At 69.5% G+C, this 14,191-nt stretch carries 16 protein-coding genes; 10 read left to right on the top strand and 6 right to left on the bottom strand.

Going from position 1 to position 14,191, the window contains the following annotated elements:
* Positions 1-124: 124 nt before the first annotated feature.
* A complete protein-coding gene (locus OID54_RS23990; protein ID WP_329022642.1) occupies positions 125-526 on the bottom strand; it encodes a hypothetical protein in 402 nt (133 codons plus the stop codon).
* 118 nt (positions 527-644) lie between these two features.
* Between OID54_RS23990 and OID54_RS23985 the strand changes: the two genes are divergently transcribed.
* Positions 645-1,349: a uridine kinase family protein gene (locus OID54_RS23985; protein WP_329022640.1), complete on the top strand. Its 705-nt coding sequence runs from the start codon at positions 645-647 to the stop codon at positions 1,347-1,349.
* A gap of 238 nt (positions 1,350-1,587) precedes the next feature.
* On the opposite strand, the gene OID54_RS23980 is transcribed toward OID54_RS23985, so the two are convergent.
* Positions 1,588-2,334 (bottom strand): SigE family RNA polymerase sigma factor, encoded by a 747-nt coding sequence (locus OID54_RS23980; protein ID WP_329022639.1) that lies wholly within the window; start codon positions 2,332-2,334, stop codon positions 1,588-1,590.
* A 194-nt stretch (positions 2,335-2,528) separates the two neighbouring features.
* Here OID54_RS23980 and afsQ1 point away from each other — a divergent pair, with 194 nt between their 5' ends.
* The 5 genes from afsQ1 to OID54_RS23955 all read left to right on the top strand — a co-directional run bounded on the left by afsQ1 (position 2,529) and on the right by OID54_RS23955 (position 6,662).
* Entirely contained in the window at positions 2,529-3,206 is a 678-nt protein-coding gene (gene afsQ1, locus OID54_RS23975; RefSeq protein WP_175257369.1) for a two-component system response regulator AfsQ1, read from the top strand.
* A gap of 64 nt (positions 3,207-3,270) precedes the next feature.
* Positions 3,271-4,872: a HAMP domain-containing sensor histidine kinase gene (locus tag OID54_RS23970; protein WP_329022637.1), complete on the top strand. Its 1,602-nt coding sequence runs from the start codon at positions 3,271-3,273 to the stop codon at positions 4,870-4,872.
* The gene (locus OID54_RS23965) at positions 4,869-5,600 is read left to right on the top strand and encodes a hypothetical protein (RefSeq protein WP_329022635.1); all 732 of its coding nucleotides are present in this window, start codon (positions 4,869-4,871) and stop codon (positions 5,598-5,600) included. The genes OID54_RS23970 and OID54_RS23965 overlap by 4 nt, the downstream gene beginning before the upstream one ends.
* A gap of 168 nt (positions 5,601-5,768) precedes the next feature.
* Positions 5,769-6,350, top strand: a complete 582-nt coding sequence (locus OID54_RS23960; protein ID WP_329022633.1) for a VanZ family protein — start codon at positions 5,769-5,771, stop codon at positions 6,348-6,350.
* A 102-nt stretch (positions 6,351-6,452) separates the two neighbouring features.
* The gene (locus OID54_RS23955) at positions 6,453-6,662 is read left to right on the top strand and encodes a PspC domain-containing protein (protein ID WP_329022631.1); all 210 of its coding nucleotides are present in this window, start codon (positions 6,453-6,455) and stop codon (positions 6,660-6,662) included.
* Between the two features lie 94 nt (positions 6,663-6,756).
* Here OID54_RS23955 and OID54_RS23950 read toward each other — a convergent pair whose 3' ends face one another.
* Positions 6,757-7,128, bottom strand: coding sequence for an ATP-binding protein (locus OID54_RS23950; protein ID WP_329022629.1), 372 nt, complete (start codon positions 7,126-7,128; stop codon positions 6,757-6,759).
* 125 nt (positions 7,129-7,253) lie between these two features.
* Entirely contained in the window at positions 7,254-8,408 is a 1,155-nt protein-coding gene (locus OID54_RS23945; protein ID WP_329022627.1) for an adenosine deaminase, read from the bottom strand.
* Positions 8,409-8,661: 253 nt separating this feature from the next.
* Here OID54_RS23945 and OID54_RS23940 point away from each other — a divergent pair, with 253 nt between their 5' ends.
* Positions 8,662-9,351: an alpha/beta hydrolase gene (locus OID54_RS23940; protein WP_443055667.1), complete on the top strand. Its 690-nt coding sequence runs from the start codon at positions 8,662-8,664 to the stop codon at positions 9,349-9,351.
* A gap of 57 nt (positions 9,352-9,408) precedes the next feature.
* On the opposite strand, the gene OID54_RS23935 is transcribed toward OID54_RS23940, so the two are convergent.
* The gene (locus tag OID54_RS23935; RefSeq protein WP_329022624.1) at positions 9,409-10,362 is read right to left on the bottom strand and encodes a LysR family transcriptional regulator; all 954 of its coding nucleotides are present in this window, start codon (positions 10,360-10,362) and stop codon (positions 9,409-9,411) included.
* Between the two features lie 63 nt (positions 10,363-10,425).
* Between OID54_RS23935 and OID54_RS23930 the strand changes: the two genes are divergently transcribed.
* From OID54_RS23930 to OID54_RS23920, 3 genes are all read left to right on the top strand, one after another.
* Positions 10,426-11,712 (top strand): MFS transporter, encoded by a 1,287-nt coding sequence (locus OID54_RS23930; protein WP_329022622.1) that lies wholly within the window; start codon positions 10,426-10,428, stop codon positions 11,710-11,712.
* 234 nt (positions 11,713-11,946) lie between these two features.
* Positions 11,947-12,672 carry a L,D-transpeptidase family protein gene (locus OID54_RS23925; protein ID WP_329022620.1) on the top strand — a complete coding sequence of 242 codons (726 nt, stop codon included), beginning with the start codon at positions 11,947-11,949 and terminating at the stop codon, positions 12,670-12,672.
* Positions 12,673-12,740: 68 nt separating this feature from the next.
* The gene (locus tag OID54_RS23920) at positions 12,741-13,775 is read left to right on the top strand and encodes a sigma-70 family RNA polymerase sigma factor (RefSeq protein ID WP_329022618.1); all 1,035 of its coding nucleotides are present in this window, start codon (positions 12,741-12,743) and stop codon (positions 13,773-13,775) included.
* A 45-nt stretch (positions 13,776-13,820) separates the two neighbouring features.
* On the opposite strand, the gene OID54_RS23915 is transcribed toward OID54_RS23920, so the two are convergent.
* Positions 13,821-14,144, bottom strand: a complete 324-nt coding sequence (locus tag OID54_RS23915; protein ID WP_329022616.1) for an STAS domain-containing protein — start codon at positions 14,142-14,144, stop codon at positions 13,821-13,823.
* Positions 14,145-14,191: the final 47 nt, after the last annotated feature.

Below are 14,191 nucleotides of genomic sequence, written 5' to 3'. Positions count from 1 at the left end.
GACGCACTGACGCAGGGTCGTACTGAACGGACGGCCCCGCGCAGTCGTACTGGGCGTAAGAACGCCCCCTTGATCGGGAGTCCCCTGCCGTCCCGTCCGGCGGCAGGGGGCTCCTCCTGCTGCCCTACAGGGGCAGGGCGTCGACGACCTTCCCGACCAACGGCAGATCCGTGAGCGATCCGCCGTCGGAGAGCGGACCCGTGACCAGGTCCGTACCGATCGGCTTGAAGTCGGCGATCTGCGTCCCCACTCCGTTGGCCAGCGGGTCGACCCCGGTCTTCGCCAGCGGGTTGAGCTGGAGGTGCTTGAGGTAGCCGATCCCGGAGACCGAGTTGGTGAGTGCCCCGGTCACCCCGCTGCCGGGCAGGGCCGTGTCGAGGGTGTCGAGTCCCACCGGTGCCACCGGGGCGGCGGGCGCCGCCTGTGCGGTGCCCCCTGCGCCGAGGGCCGCGGCTGCTGCCGCAACGGTCAGGCCGGCGCCGTATGCGAGGCGCCGACGAGGGTGGGGAGCTGCGTGACGTGCCATGAAAATCCCGCCTGGGGTAGTAATCGGACGAGTACGCAGCGTAGTTGAGCAATGATTCCAGAGCTACCGGACACCCGACGGGTCCCCTTCACGGGTCAATGCCTCACACTGGTGTCCTGTGACCGCCTTCCCAGCCTCCCGCGCCCTCTCAGCGCGCGTCGTACTGCTCACGGGCCCCTCCGGATCGGGCAAGTCCTCTCTCGCCGCCCGTACGGGACTGCCCGTACTGCGCCTCGACGACTTCTACAAGGAGCACGACGACCCGACCCTCCCGCTGGTCGTGGGCAGCGCGGACATCGACTGGGACTCGCCGCTCTCCTGGGACGCGGACACCGCGGTGTCCGCCCTCGCGGAACTGTGCGAATCCGGAAGCACGGCCGTTCCGGTGTACGACATCGGCTCCAGTTCACGAGTCGGGCGCGAGGTCTTCGACCTCGGTGGTGCGCGGCTCTTCATCGCCGAAGGCATCTTCGCCGCGGATCTGGTGGCGCGCTGTACCGAGTTGGGTCTGCTGGCGGATGCGCTCTGTCTGCGCGGACGCCCTTCGACCACGTTCCGGCGCCGGCTGGCCAGGGATCTGAAGGAGGGCCGCAAGTCGGTGGCGTTCCTGCTGCGCAGGGGCTGGCGGCTGATGCGCACCGAGCGCGGCATCGTGGCGCGGCAGGCGGCTCTAGGCGCTCATCCCTGCGCCAAACGGGAGGCGCTGGCGCGGATCGCCTCCGCTCTGGCCGTGCCGGTGCCGCCGCGCCCCCGAGCGGCCGTCGATCCGGCTGGGGAGAGTCCTGCGTCAGCGCCGGTGGCTTCGTCGGGACCGTCCGTTTGACGCCTTCGGCACTCGGGCCCGGTCAGCTCTCTCGACGGCCGGTTCTCCTGACGGCCGGCTCTCTTGACGGCCTACGCCAAGCCCGCAACGCAAAAAGACGCGGGACCGAACAAGACCCCCCGGCCCGTTCGGTCCCGCTCTTCCCCCGTGGCTCCCATGAGGTCCCCCATGACCTCACAGCCCCCCACCGTCGCCGTCTCCCCCGAGACGGCGTCCCCCCGGTCTATCCCCCGTGCCTTCAGGCCACCAGCTCGCCGAAGGACTCTTCCTCGTCACGGCCGAAGCTGAGGACGTCGTCCTCGCGCAGCCGGCGAAGCGACCGCCAGATGCTCGACTTCACCGTGCCGACACTGATGTCCAGGATGTCCGCGATCTCCGGGTCGGTACGGCCCTCGTAGTAACGAAGGACCAGCATCGTCCGCTGGAGTTCGGGAAGCCTGGCGAGCGCCTGCCAGAGCACCGCGCGCAGTTCGGTACCCCGCATCGCATCGGTGTCGCTCGCCGTCTCCGGCAGCTCCTCCGTGGGGTACTCGTTGAGCTTGCGCCGGCGCCAGGCGCTGATGTGCAGATTGGTCATGGTGCGGCGCAGATATCCGCCGACCGCCGCCTTGTCGCTGATGCGGTCCCAAGCGCGGTACGTCGAGAACAGCGCGCTCTGCAAGAGGTCCTCGGCCTCGAAACGGTCCCCGGTCAAGTGGTAAGCGGTCGCGTACAGGGAGGAGCGACGCTCCTTCACATAGGCGGTGAACTCCGCCTCGGAAAGGCTGACATCGCTCTCCCGGTACGCTTCCCCGCTCCCTCCGGTGGTCCCCCCACCGGCCCCCGTGGGCGCGTCAACCACCGTCATGTACGACGGCTTGTGCTGACGCCCGGTGCCGCGAACGCACCCCCGCCCGTTCACGGCACCGGACTTTTCCGTGATCCTCCCGACGTCATGGAGACGCGTGACAACTGCGCTTGTGGCGGTGCTGTGCAGTGCGTTCATCTTGCGCCCCCCGTCGAGTGGAGTCCGTTTCCGTCCGTGTGTCGAAAATCTTGCCCAGGCGATTTCATGGGGCTGTCCGCCGACTGTCACAGGGCTGTCACAGGGGCCACTGCGGGGCGGATGCTGAGGTCGCGGAGTTGCCCGGTCCTTCTCCCAGTCGAACTCCGCCGCAGCCATACGCCAGAATGGCCCCTGTGCCTTTCCTGTTGCTGATCGAGGACGACGACGCCATCCGCACGGCCCTCGAACTCTCCCTGTCGCGCCAGGGCCACCGTGTGGCCACTGCGGCGACGGGCGAGGACGGCCTCAAACTGCTGCGTGAGCAGCGACCTGATCTGATCGTGCTGGATGTGATGCTGCCCGGGATTGACGGCTTCGAGGTGTGCCGCCGCATCAGGCGCACCGATCAGCTGCCAATCATTTTGCTGACCGCCCGCAGCGACGACATCGACGTCGTCGTGGGCCTGGAATCCGGAGCCGACGACTACGTCGTCAAACCCGTACAGGGTCGGGTGCTTGACGCCCGTATCCGTGCCGTACTGCGCCGGGGCGAACGGGAGTCCACGGACTCCGCCACCTTCGGGTCTCTGGTGATCGACCGTTCTGCCATGACCGTCACCAAAAACGGCGAAGATCTGCAGCTCACGCCGACCGAGCTGCGCCTTCTGCTGGAACTGAGCCGCAGACCGGGGCAGGCCCTGTCCCGGCAGCAGTTGCTGCGACTGGTGTGGGAACACGACTACCTCGGTGATTCGCGGCTGGTGGACGCCTGTGTCCAACGGCTGCGGGCGAAGGTGGAGGACGTCCCGTCCTCGCCGACGCTGATCCGAACCGTACGTGGTGTGGGCTATCGGCTGGACGTTCCCCAGTGACCCTTGCTCATCCTCCGAACCACCACGACATCACCGCCCTTCCCCATGAGTTCGGCAGCGCGCGGTGAGCGGTGCCGTGAAGCGCGCGGTGCTCGCCAGCCTCCGTTGGACGAGCCTGCGGCTGCGCCTGGTCGTCGTCTTCGCCGTGGTCGCCCTGACCGCGGCGGTTTCGGCATCGGGCATCGCCTACTGGCTCAATCGCGAAGCCGTGCTGACGCGGACGCAGGACTCGGCGCTCGGGGACTTCCGTCAGCAGATGCAGAACCGGGCGGCCTCGCTGCCCCTGCATCCGTCTCAGAGCGAACTACAGATCACCGTCGACCAGATGTCCCAGGGCAAGGCCGGGTTCACCGTGCTCCTGATCGGGGAGCGCGACGAGGGCAAACCGATCGTCGCCACCTCGGACCCGGACGACTTCACCTTCGACGATGTGCCCCGGCGACTGCGGGAGGCGGTGAACGACCGCCAGGAGACGGTCGCCGGGAACTCCTCCCCGTACCACCTGTACTGGCAGCGCATCCAGTTGCGCGGCAAGCCCTATCTGGTCGGCGGCACCCGGATCGTGGGGGGTGGGCCGACGGGTTACGTCCTCAAATCGCTGGACCAGGAGCGGGAGGACCTCAACACCCTGGCCTGGTCGCTGGGGATCGCCACGGCACTCGCGCTCGTCGGCTCCGCGCTGTTGGCGCAGGCGGCGTCGACGACCGTGCTCAAGCCGGTGCGTCGGCTCGGCGAAGCCGCCCGCAGGCTCGGTGAGGGCAAGCTGGACACCCGGCTGAGGGTGTCGGGCACCGACGAACTGGCCGAACTCGCGCGCACCTTCAACAAGACGGCGGAGTCGCTGGAGAAGAAGGTCGCCGACATGAGCGCCCGCGAGGAGTCCAGCCGTCGATTCGTCGCCGACATGTCCCACGAACTGCGGACCCCGCTGACCGCGCTGACCGCCGTCACCGAGGTGCTTGAGGACGAGATCGACAACCTCGATCCGATGATCGCGCCCGCGGTGAACCTCGTGGTGAGCGAGACCCGGCGCTTGGGCTACCTCGTCGAGAACCTCATGGAGGTGACCCGCTTCGACGCGGGCACCGCCAGACTGGTGCTCGACGACGTCGACGTCGCCGACCAAGTCACGGCCTGCATCGACGCGCGGGCCTGGTTGGACGCGGTCGACCTGGACGCCGAGCGCGGACAGATGGCCCGGCTCGATCCACGTCGACTCGATGTGATCCTGGCGAACCTGATCGGCAACGCCCTCAAGCACGGCGGCTCACCGGTGCGCGTCTCGGTGCGACCCGTGGGCGGGGAACTGTTGATCGAGGTGCGCGACCACGGGCCCGGCATCCCCGAGGACGTCCTGCCCCATGTCTTCGACCGCTTCTACAAGGCCAGCGCGTCCAGACCGCGGTCCGAGGGCAGCGGACTCGGGCTCTCCATCGCCATGGAGAACGCGCACATCCACGGAGGGGACATCACGGCCGCGAACTCGCCCGACGGCGACGGCGCCGTGTTCCTTCTGAGACTGCCGCTGGACCCGTCGGCGCCCAAGGACGAAACCGCCGGTTCGGCGGGCCCCACCGGCGCGGACACCGGGGACCTCGACGGGCCGGGCCCCGACAGTCCCTCGGACACCGAAAGCCCCGGACGGGGAGAGGAAGGCCAGCGGTGACGGATCAGGTCCGGGGGCTGCGCACCAGGCGGAAGGTGGCGGGGCTCGCCGCCCTGCTGGGCGTACTCGCGCTCGGCGGCTGCGGGATCAGGCCCACGCACGTGCCGGTGGACGGCGGTCCCGCGCCCTCACGGGTGCCGTGCGAGGTCAACGGCGAGGACATCACGCAGCAGTCGCAGTCCCGGGACGTGCCGGTACGGATCTACCTGGTCTGCGCCTCCCAGTTGGAGCCGGTGGACCGTACCGCGGAGATACCCGAGTCCAAGTCCGTGGAGGGCCGCATCCAGGTCGCGCAGGCACTGCTCGAAGAGTTGCAGCGGGAACCGTCGGCGGCAGAACGGGAGGCGGGGTTCGCGACCTACGTCCGGGGGCCGATCGCGGTCAGCGGTCAACGTCGCAGCGACCCCGACGGCACACTGCGACTGAGCCGACAGCCGGAGGACCTGCCGGCGGCGGCGCTCGCGCAGATCGTGTGCACGTTCTCGGAGAGCCAGGCATCGGCCACGGGCGGGGCCGTGATCCTCGGTGGGCCCGGCGAGTACGCGCCGCGTGGGTACGGCTGCTCCGGGAAGGCCAAGGACCGGCCGGAGGACGTACTGCCCACGGTCGGCCCGCTGCCGTCCCCCTCGGCGACGCGTGGTTCAGCCACCACGACGGAGTCGGTCCCTCCGGGTGCCGGGGCGGCGCTCTCCACACCGCCGGCCACCGGTCCGACCACGGTCGAGTAGCCATGGCGTGCCCGGAACGGGAACGACGGGAATAGCGGGAATAGCGGGAACATCGGGAAGCAACGGGGAAGGGGGACGGAGTGGACGACGAGCCGGGGCGGGACGGGCGGGGCACGCGATGCCGCGGGCGGCGGAACCATTCCGTACCCGCGGCGCGTCTTGTGCATCGTGCAGCGTCAAGGTAAAGGCGGCAGTGCCGTCATCCGCTTCCGTGTGGCGGGGGTCGTCCTCCTCCTCGTGCACCTGTTGCTCGTCGGATGGCTGACCCTGCGCCCTCTCGATGTGCCATGGGTGACGGCCGCCAATCTGGAGCCGTTCGCGGGCATCAGGGCCGATCTTCGACTCGGGCCGGTGGAAGCCGCGCGGCAACTCGGCGGCGGACTTCTGCTGCTCGCCCCGCTCGGAGTGCTCCTCCCGATGGTCAGCGGTCGGATCGCGGTCTCCCCGCTGGCGTCCCTGGCCCGCACGGTGACGGCCGGCGCCCTGCTCTCGCTGGGCATCGAACTCCTCCAGACCGGGGTGCCCGGTCGGGTGGTCGACGTGGACTCGCTGCTGCTGAACACGACCGGAGTGGCGGTCGCCCATCTGCTGGTGGTGCCCGCTGGCCGGGCGCGGCTACGGCGGCGTCGGCTGCGCCCGCCAAGCAGGGGCAGCGGCATCCGGCGCCCCGAGCGGGCCGGCCAGTCCGCCGCTACGGAGGGGCCTCAGGGGTCGACCCCGACGATTTCCAGGGTCGGGATCGCCCCCTAGAGCGATGCTTTGCCCCTCTTCGTGGAGGAGGCTGGAGTCATCGGAACGTACGAAGAAGCGTTCCGGCGAACCGACCGCCACATCTGCGAAGGAGAGTCCGCCATGGCCGCACTTGTCCGCCCTCGCGAAGGACGCATGATCGGCGGTGTGTGCGCGGCGCTGGCAGGGCGCTTCGGCACCTCCGCCAACACCATGAGGGTGATCTTCCTCGTCTCCTGTCTGCTGCCCGGCCCGCAGTTCCTCGTCTACGCGGCGCTCTGGCTGTTCCTCCCCGCTGAGAAGGGCGGGAAGACGGCCGCGACGGCCTGGTGACACACGCGTGGGGCGTCGTACCGGAATTCCGGTACGACGCCCCACAGCTGTGCCGTACTGCCGTCTCAGGGGAAGTGACGGTGGACGGGACGGGTCAGGCGATGCCGCCGAGACCACCGGTCGGCAGGGCCTTGGTCAGCTGGGCCACCGGCAGGCCGCCGAGCAGCGAGCCGACGACGTCCTTCGACGCCTCGGGGGCCAGCACTCGCTGCCCCGCCCCCTGGAGGGTGCCCGGCAGCGTGGCGGTGCTCTCGATCAGGGCGGCCTGGCCACCGGCGAGGACTTCCGCACCGGCCGGCACCTTGGTCAGGGTGTCCGTGAGGGGCACCACGTGACCGATGGTGTCGAGCGAGGTGGCGGAGTCCGGGAACGGAGCGGGCTCCGCGACGGCCGAGCCCGCGGCGACCGCGGCGAAGGCGGCGCCGAGGGCGACGACGCCAAGGGACTTGGCAGCAGACTGCTTCATCAGGGGTGTGTCCTTGGGACGGGGAATATGAGCGGCTCCGCAAGCTAGCCACCGTCGCGACGCGGAAGCAAACACCTCGAGAAGAGGGAGTGTTGACGTCTCCGACGATCCCCGAACGGCCCAGTTCAGCTCTGTTCGGGCAGAGATTCGCTGGTGGTGGCCGTCTGTCGGAACAGCCATTCGGATTTCAATTCGGCATACCCGGGCTTGATGACGTCATTAATCATCGCGAGCCTTTCATCGAAAGGGATGAAGGCGCTTTTCATCGCGTTGACGGTGAACCACTGCATGTCGTCGAGCGTGTATCCGAAGGTGTCGGTCAACAGCTCGAACTCACGGGACATGCTGGTCGCGCCCATCAGTCGGTTGTCCGTGTTGACCGTGGCCCTGAAGTGCAGCTTGCGCAGCAGACCGATGGGGTGCTCCGCGTAGGACTGGGCTGCTCCGGTCTGGAGGTTGGAGGTCGGGCAGAGCTCCAACGGGATGCGCTTGTCCCTGACGTACGCGGCGAGCCGACCGAGTTGCACCTGGCCGTCGTCCGACACCTGGATGTCGTCGATGATGCGCACGCCGTGGCCGAGCCGGTCCGCACCGCACCACTGGAGGGCCTGCCAGATCGACGGCAGGCCGAACGCCTCTCCCGCGTGGATGGTGAAGTGGTTGTTCTCCCGCTTGAGGTACTCGAACGCGTCGAGGTGGCGGGTGGGCGGGAAGCCCGCCTCCGCGCCGGCAATGTCGAATCCGACGACGCCCAGATCGCGGTAGCGGTTGGCGAGTTCGGCGATCTCCAAGGCCCTGGCGGCGTGCCGCATCGCCGTGAGCAGGGCGCCGACCCGGATGCGGTGACCGTTGCCGCGGGCGATCCGCTCGCCTTCGCGAAATCCCTCGTTGACTGCTTCGACGACCTCTTCGAGCGTGAGGCCACCCTCCAGGTGCTGTTCCGGGGCGTACCGCACCTCGGCGTACACCACGCCGTCCTCGGCGAGGTCCTCGGCGCACTCGGCCGCGACCCGGAACAGCGACTCACGGGTCTGCATCACGGCGCAGGTGTGCGCGAACGTCTCCAAGTACCGTTCCAGCGAGCCCGAGTCGGCCGCCTCCCTGAACCAGGTGCCCAGCTTGTCGACGTCCGTCTCGGGGAGGTCGCCGTAGCCGGTCTCCCGGGCGATTTCGATGATCGTGCCCGGACGCAGCCCGCCGTCGAGGTGGTCGTGGAGAAGCACCTTCGGAGCGCGACGGATCTGATCCGCGGTGGGCGTGTGGAGGGTCTGGCTCGTCATCTGCGCACTCTAGCCCCTACGCGCGTAGAGAGCGCCTGGCCGATACGTAACAGTGACCGCGCGTACGGGTGGCGTAGACCAGGGCTTCTGACACTGTTCTGCCATGGCACACCGTGCACTGCCCCCCGGGCGGGGGCGTCCTGGAGATCGTGAGCGAAACGCAGCGGACAAAGGGGAAAGGCGGGGAGGCGGCGGGCAGCGACCACGACTGGGCAGGCCCTACGGCGGGCGACGGGGCGGGACGGGCCCCTTGGTGGCGGGAGTGGTGCTGATCCTGCCGGACGGCGATCGGGAGTCACCGCGCAGACCGTCGGCGCTCTCGCTCGCGCGGGCGCTGCCGCTGGGACGGGCACTGGCGCGGGCGGGACGCCAGGACGGACTGGTGGTGCACACCGTGCACTACCGCACCCGCGGTTGGAACGGTGAGGCCGCGCAGCACGCGGCGGACGCCTCCTGGGCGGCGGAGGAGGTGGTCCGGCGGTACGGCGATGTGCCGATCTGTCTGGCGGGGCATGGGTTCGGCGGGCGGGCGGCCCTCCGAGCGGCCGACCATCCGGCGGTCAGCACGGTGTTGGCGATGGCCCCCTGGCTGCCCGATGAGCAGCCAGGTACCGAGGCCGAGCCGGTGAAGCAGTTGGTGGGCAAGCAGATCCTGGTCGTGCACGGCACCAATGACGCGCGCACCTCACCCGAGTTGTCGTACCGACTGGCGGAGCGGGTCAAGAAGGTGAACCGGAACATATGCCGGTTCGAGGTGCACACCGACGGCAACGCACTGCGGCAGCACCACTTCGAGGTCCTGGCGCTGGCGACGGACTTCGTGCTGGGTTCGCTCTTTCCCCATCCCTACTCCCGGCCGGTGACGGACGCATTGGCCGCGCCACCGCCGCTGGGGCTGCGGATGCCGTTGGCGGCGGGGTTCGGGAAGTCGCTCAGACAGTGAACGACGGCTGCGGGGCGGTGGGTTCACGGCGCCCCGCATCCGGCGGGGTCCCGGGGCTCACTCGGGCAGGAGTTGGCCGCGGCGGGAGAGCAGGAACTTCTTGAAGGCGGCGACCGGTGCGGTGTCGGGGTGTCCGTCCAGCCAGGCCACCCCGATCTCCCGGACGGCGCGCGGTGCGGTGACCGTCAGTTCGGCGACTCCGGGCCTGGCCACCGCGGGCGGCGGCAGCAGGGCCACCCCCAGCCCGGCGGCGACCAGACCGCGCAGGGTCTCGGCCTCCTCGCCCTCGAACGCCACCTTCGGGGTGAAGCCCGCCTGTGCACAGAGGTCGTCGGTGATCCGCCGCAGCCCGTAGCCGGACTCCAGGGTGACGAATGCCTCGTCGGCGGCTTCGGCGAGCCGGACGCGTTTGCGGCCGGCCAACCGGTGGTCGTCGGGAACGACCAGCCGCAGCCTCTGTTCGTCGAGACGACGGGCCACGAGGTCGGGTGCGTCGGGAACGGGCGAGGTGAGGCAGAGGTCGAGTTCACCGGTGCGCAGACCGCCGAGCATCGCCTCGCCGTAGTTCTGCACCAGGGTGAACCGGACGCCGGGGTGGTCGGCACGAAAGGCGCGCAGCAGCCCGGGGACGGTCTCGGAGCCCATGGTGTGGAGGAAACCGAAGGCGACCTTGCCCCCATGGGGGTCGGCGTCGGCCCGCACCGACTCGGCCGCCCGCTCGACCTCGCCGAGCGCGCGCTCCACGGAGGCGAGGAAGGTGCGGCCCGCGGGGGTGAGGGAGACCGTGCGGCCCTTGCGGGCGAAGAGGGTCACCCCGAGGTCCCGCTCCAGCCGCACGACGGCCCGGGAGAGCGTCGACTGGGGCACTCCCAGCTCCTGTGCGGCCCGCGTCACATGTTCGTGTCGGGCCACTCCCGCGAAGTACGCGAGCCGGGGCGCAAGCAGCAGCGCCATGTCTTCTTCGTAACTACCGTGTGACAGGCGAGGCTGTGAACTGGAGTCATGCACCATGGGAACGATTATGCCCGTTCCATGCATTGGACGCATGAATCTCAACGGGCATACGTTCTCGTCATGCCTGCCAGTACCAAGGCGTCCACCCCGGTGGGCGCCGTCTTCACCGAAACGTCCTCCACCGAGCCCCTCCCCGAGCCCATCGCCCCCGGGCGTCCCGGCTACCGCCGGATGAACCTCGCCCTCTTCGCCGCGGGCATGGCGGCCTTCGCGCTCCTCTACTCCACCCAGGCACTGCTGCCCGCGATCTCCACCGCGTTCGGTGCGAGTGCCTCCGCGGCCAGTTGGACGGTCTCGGCGGCGACGGGCGCACTGGCCCTCTTCGTCCTCCCGATGAGCGTCCTCTCCGAGCGCTTCGGTCGACGGACGTTGATGACGGTGTCACTGACCGTGGCGGTGGTTCTGGGGCTGCTGGTGCCTTTCGCGCCAAACCTGGAGTGGTTGGTGGCCCTGCGGGCGATGCAGGGCGCGGCGCTGGCGGGGCTGCCGGCCTCGGCGATGGCGTACCTGGCCGAGGAGGTCCGCCCCAAGGCACTGGTGGCCGCGATCGGACTCTTCGTCGCGGGCAACAGCATCGGCGGTATGAGCGGCCGGATCGTCACCGGCTGGGCCGCGCAGTTGTGGGGATGGCGAGCGGGGCTCGCCGCAGTGGGACTGCTCGCGCTGGTGGGCGTTCTGGTCTTCCGGGTACTGCTGCCGAAGGCCCGCCGCTTCACCCCGGGAACGCTGAACCCGAAGGTCCTGGCGGCGACCGTGCGCGGTCATCTGGCCGATCCGCTGCTGCTGCGGCTGTACGCGATCGGCGCCCTGTTCATGACGGTCTTCGGTGCGGTCTACACGGTCATCGGCTACCGGCTGATCGGTGAGCCGTTCAACCTGCCGCAGGGTGTCATCGGTTCGATCTTCCTCGTCTATCTGGTCGGTACGATCTCGTCCGCCACGGCGGGCCGACTGGTGGGCCGCCTCGGTCGTCGTGGAGCGCTGTACGCGGCGGTCGCCACCACCGCTCTCGGCCTGGGGCTCTCACTCTCCGAGTCGCTGACGGCGGTCCTTGCCGGTCTGGTGCTCATCACGGCGGGATTCTTCGCGGGCCACGCGGTCGCCTCCGCATCGGTGAGCCGGACGGCGAAGACGGGTCGGGCGCAGGCGTCGGCGCTGTACCAGTCCGTGTACTACCTCGGCAGTAGCGTCGGTGGCACGCTCGGTGCGATCGCCTTCCACTCGGCCGGCTGGGCGGGGACCGTCGGGCTGGGCCTGCTCGCGGTGCTCGGGGTCGTGTCGATCACGCTGTACGGGACCAAGGTGGCCCGTCAGGAACGGCTCGCCGTGGCCGTGGCAACGCGCTGAACTGGGCTTCTCGGGCCGGCACCGCTTCGGTGCCGGCCCTTGGCGCGCTCTCGCACCGGCCCGGGCGGGCGCCGAGGTCTCAGCGTTCGGGAGCACCAAGGGACTTTCCGTCGTGGGGCCCGGCGCACGCCGTAGCGCGATTGAGACATGTTCCGTACAACTACCCGTCCCCCACGAGCGTCACATGGACAGACTGCCGCAATCGCGGCGGTAGACGGAGGGGAGTGGGGAACGGTGAGAGTCGGCACGCACAAGACGCTCGGGGGACGGCGACTCGCGAGGCGGGCGGGAATCACCCTCGCACTGACGGGACTGATCGTCCCGCTGACGACGGCGCTGGGCGCGGGTACCGCACAGGCGGCCTCGTGCACCGCGGGGGTCGGACCGCACCAGAAGCAGGTGGAGAAGTTCCTCGGTCGCCCCGTGGACGGAAAGCAGTCGCAGACCGACTGCAAGGCGATCAAGGCTTTCCAGGCCAAGCACGGAATCACCCCCACCATCGGCTACGCCGGGCCGCTGACCTGGCGCACGATGAACACGATCCTCCAGCAGCGCGCGGCCGGCAGCAATCCGAACAAGGCCGGCACGTGTCCCACCAACAAGGGCCGCATCGCCTGTGTGGACCTGACCCGGCAGCTGAGCTGGATCCAGGACGGCAAGACGCTGAAGTACGGCCCCGTGCCGGTGCGCACCGGACGGGACAAGGCCGAGACCAGGACCGGCGCCAAGAAGATCTACTGGCGCAACATCAACCACGTCTCGTCGCTGTACAACGTGCCGATGCCCTACGCCCAGTTCTTCGACGGCGGCCAAGCGTTCCACTCGACGACGAAGTCGATGTACAACCCGCCGGGCTCCGCGGGCTGCGTCAACCTGCGACCCGCGGACGCGAAGTCATACTGGAACCTGTTGAGGAACGGCGACGACGTCTTCGTCTACGGCACCAAGCCGGGAACCTGAGTCCCACTGTCAGTGGCCTCCTGTAGGTTCCCAAGGGCTGGTGCCAGTGGGCGACAGGGGTGGACCCGATGAGTGATACGGCAACGACACAGGACCTCGACAGGGAGCTGGAGCGGTATCGGCGAGAGCTGACCGGCTACTGCTACCGCATGCTGGGCTCGTCCTTCGAAGCGGAGGACGCGGTCCAGGACACCATGGTGAGGGCCTGGCGGAACATCGAGAAGTTCGAGGGGCGTTCGTCGCTGCGGTCGTGGTTGTACCGCATCGCGACGAACGTCTGCCTCGACATGTTGAACGCGGGCAACCGCCGGGCCCGCCCGATGGACCTCTCCGGGCCCACGCCCGTCGCCCAGGCGCAGCTCAGTGCTCGCCCCGAGGCGACCTGGTTGGAGCCCGTCCCGGACGGGCGGGTGCTGCCATCGGTCGCGGATCCGGCGGAGACGGCCTTGGAGCGGGAGTCGATTCGATTGGCGTTCATCGCGGCGCTCCAACATCTGCCGCCCAAGCAGCGGGCCGTGCTCATCCTGCGTGAGGTGCTGGCCTGGAAGGCCGCTGAGGTCGCCGAGCTGCTGGACACCTCGGTCGCCTCGGTGAACAGCGCGCTTCAGCGGGCGAGGGCGACGCTCGCCGAGTCACCGCCGAGCGAGTCCGACGCGGCGAACCCCCTCGACGAGGAGCAGCAGAAGCTCCTTGAGCGCTATGTGGCCGCCTTCGAGGGGTACGACATGGCGGCGCTGACCGCGGTCCTCCACGATGACGCCACCCTCTCCATGCCGCCGTACGACCTGTGGCTCCAGGGCCACGAGAACATCGTGGGCTGGATGGAGGGCGTCGGCTCGGTCTGTCGTGGTTCGCGCCTCGTCCCGACCGTGGCGAACGGCATGCCGGCGTTCGCCCACTACCACCCGGCAGAGGACGGAAACGGGCACACCCCGTGGGCCCTGATGGTCATGGAGATCCGCGACGGCAAGATCGCGGGGATCAATTCCTTCCTGGACACCGCGCGCTGGTTCCCACTGTTCGACCTGCCGGAGCGGTTGGAGCCCGAGCCGCTGGAGCCCGAGCGGTGGGAGCAGGAGCCGTCTGCGAAGGAGAGCGGCTGATCGATCGGGCGGCCCGGGGGCGATCGGTCCCCGGGCGGACCTCGATCAGGTGGGGGCTGCGCCATCCGGTCGGGTGAGGCCGTCGAGGCCCATCAGGGTCAGCAGGGCCAGCAGTTCCGGTCCTGCGTTCCGCATGCGGACGGTGCGTCCGGCCCTGCGGGCGGTGAGCCTCAGCCTCGCCACCGCCTCCACCGAGGCGAGGTCGGCTCTGGTCAGCTCCGCGAGATCGCACACCACCTCGTCGGCGCCCGCCCCGTACAGCGCTTGCAGCCGTGCGCACAGGGGCGGCACGTCGGCGAAGGTCACCGGCGCGGACACGATGAGGACGACGGGGCCGGAGCCGACCGGGTCAGCGGTTTCCACACTCATGTCTGATGAGACCGGCCCATCAGGTGGAACTCATCGGTACGCCCTCT

It is taken from the genome of Streptomyces sp. NBC_00690 (genome assembly GCF_036226685.1).
Taxonomy (GTDB): Bacteria; Actinomycetota; Actinomycetes; order Streptomycetales; family Streptomycetaceae; genus Streptomyces.
This window is presented reverse-complemented; position numbering and strand designations above follow the sequence as displayed.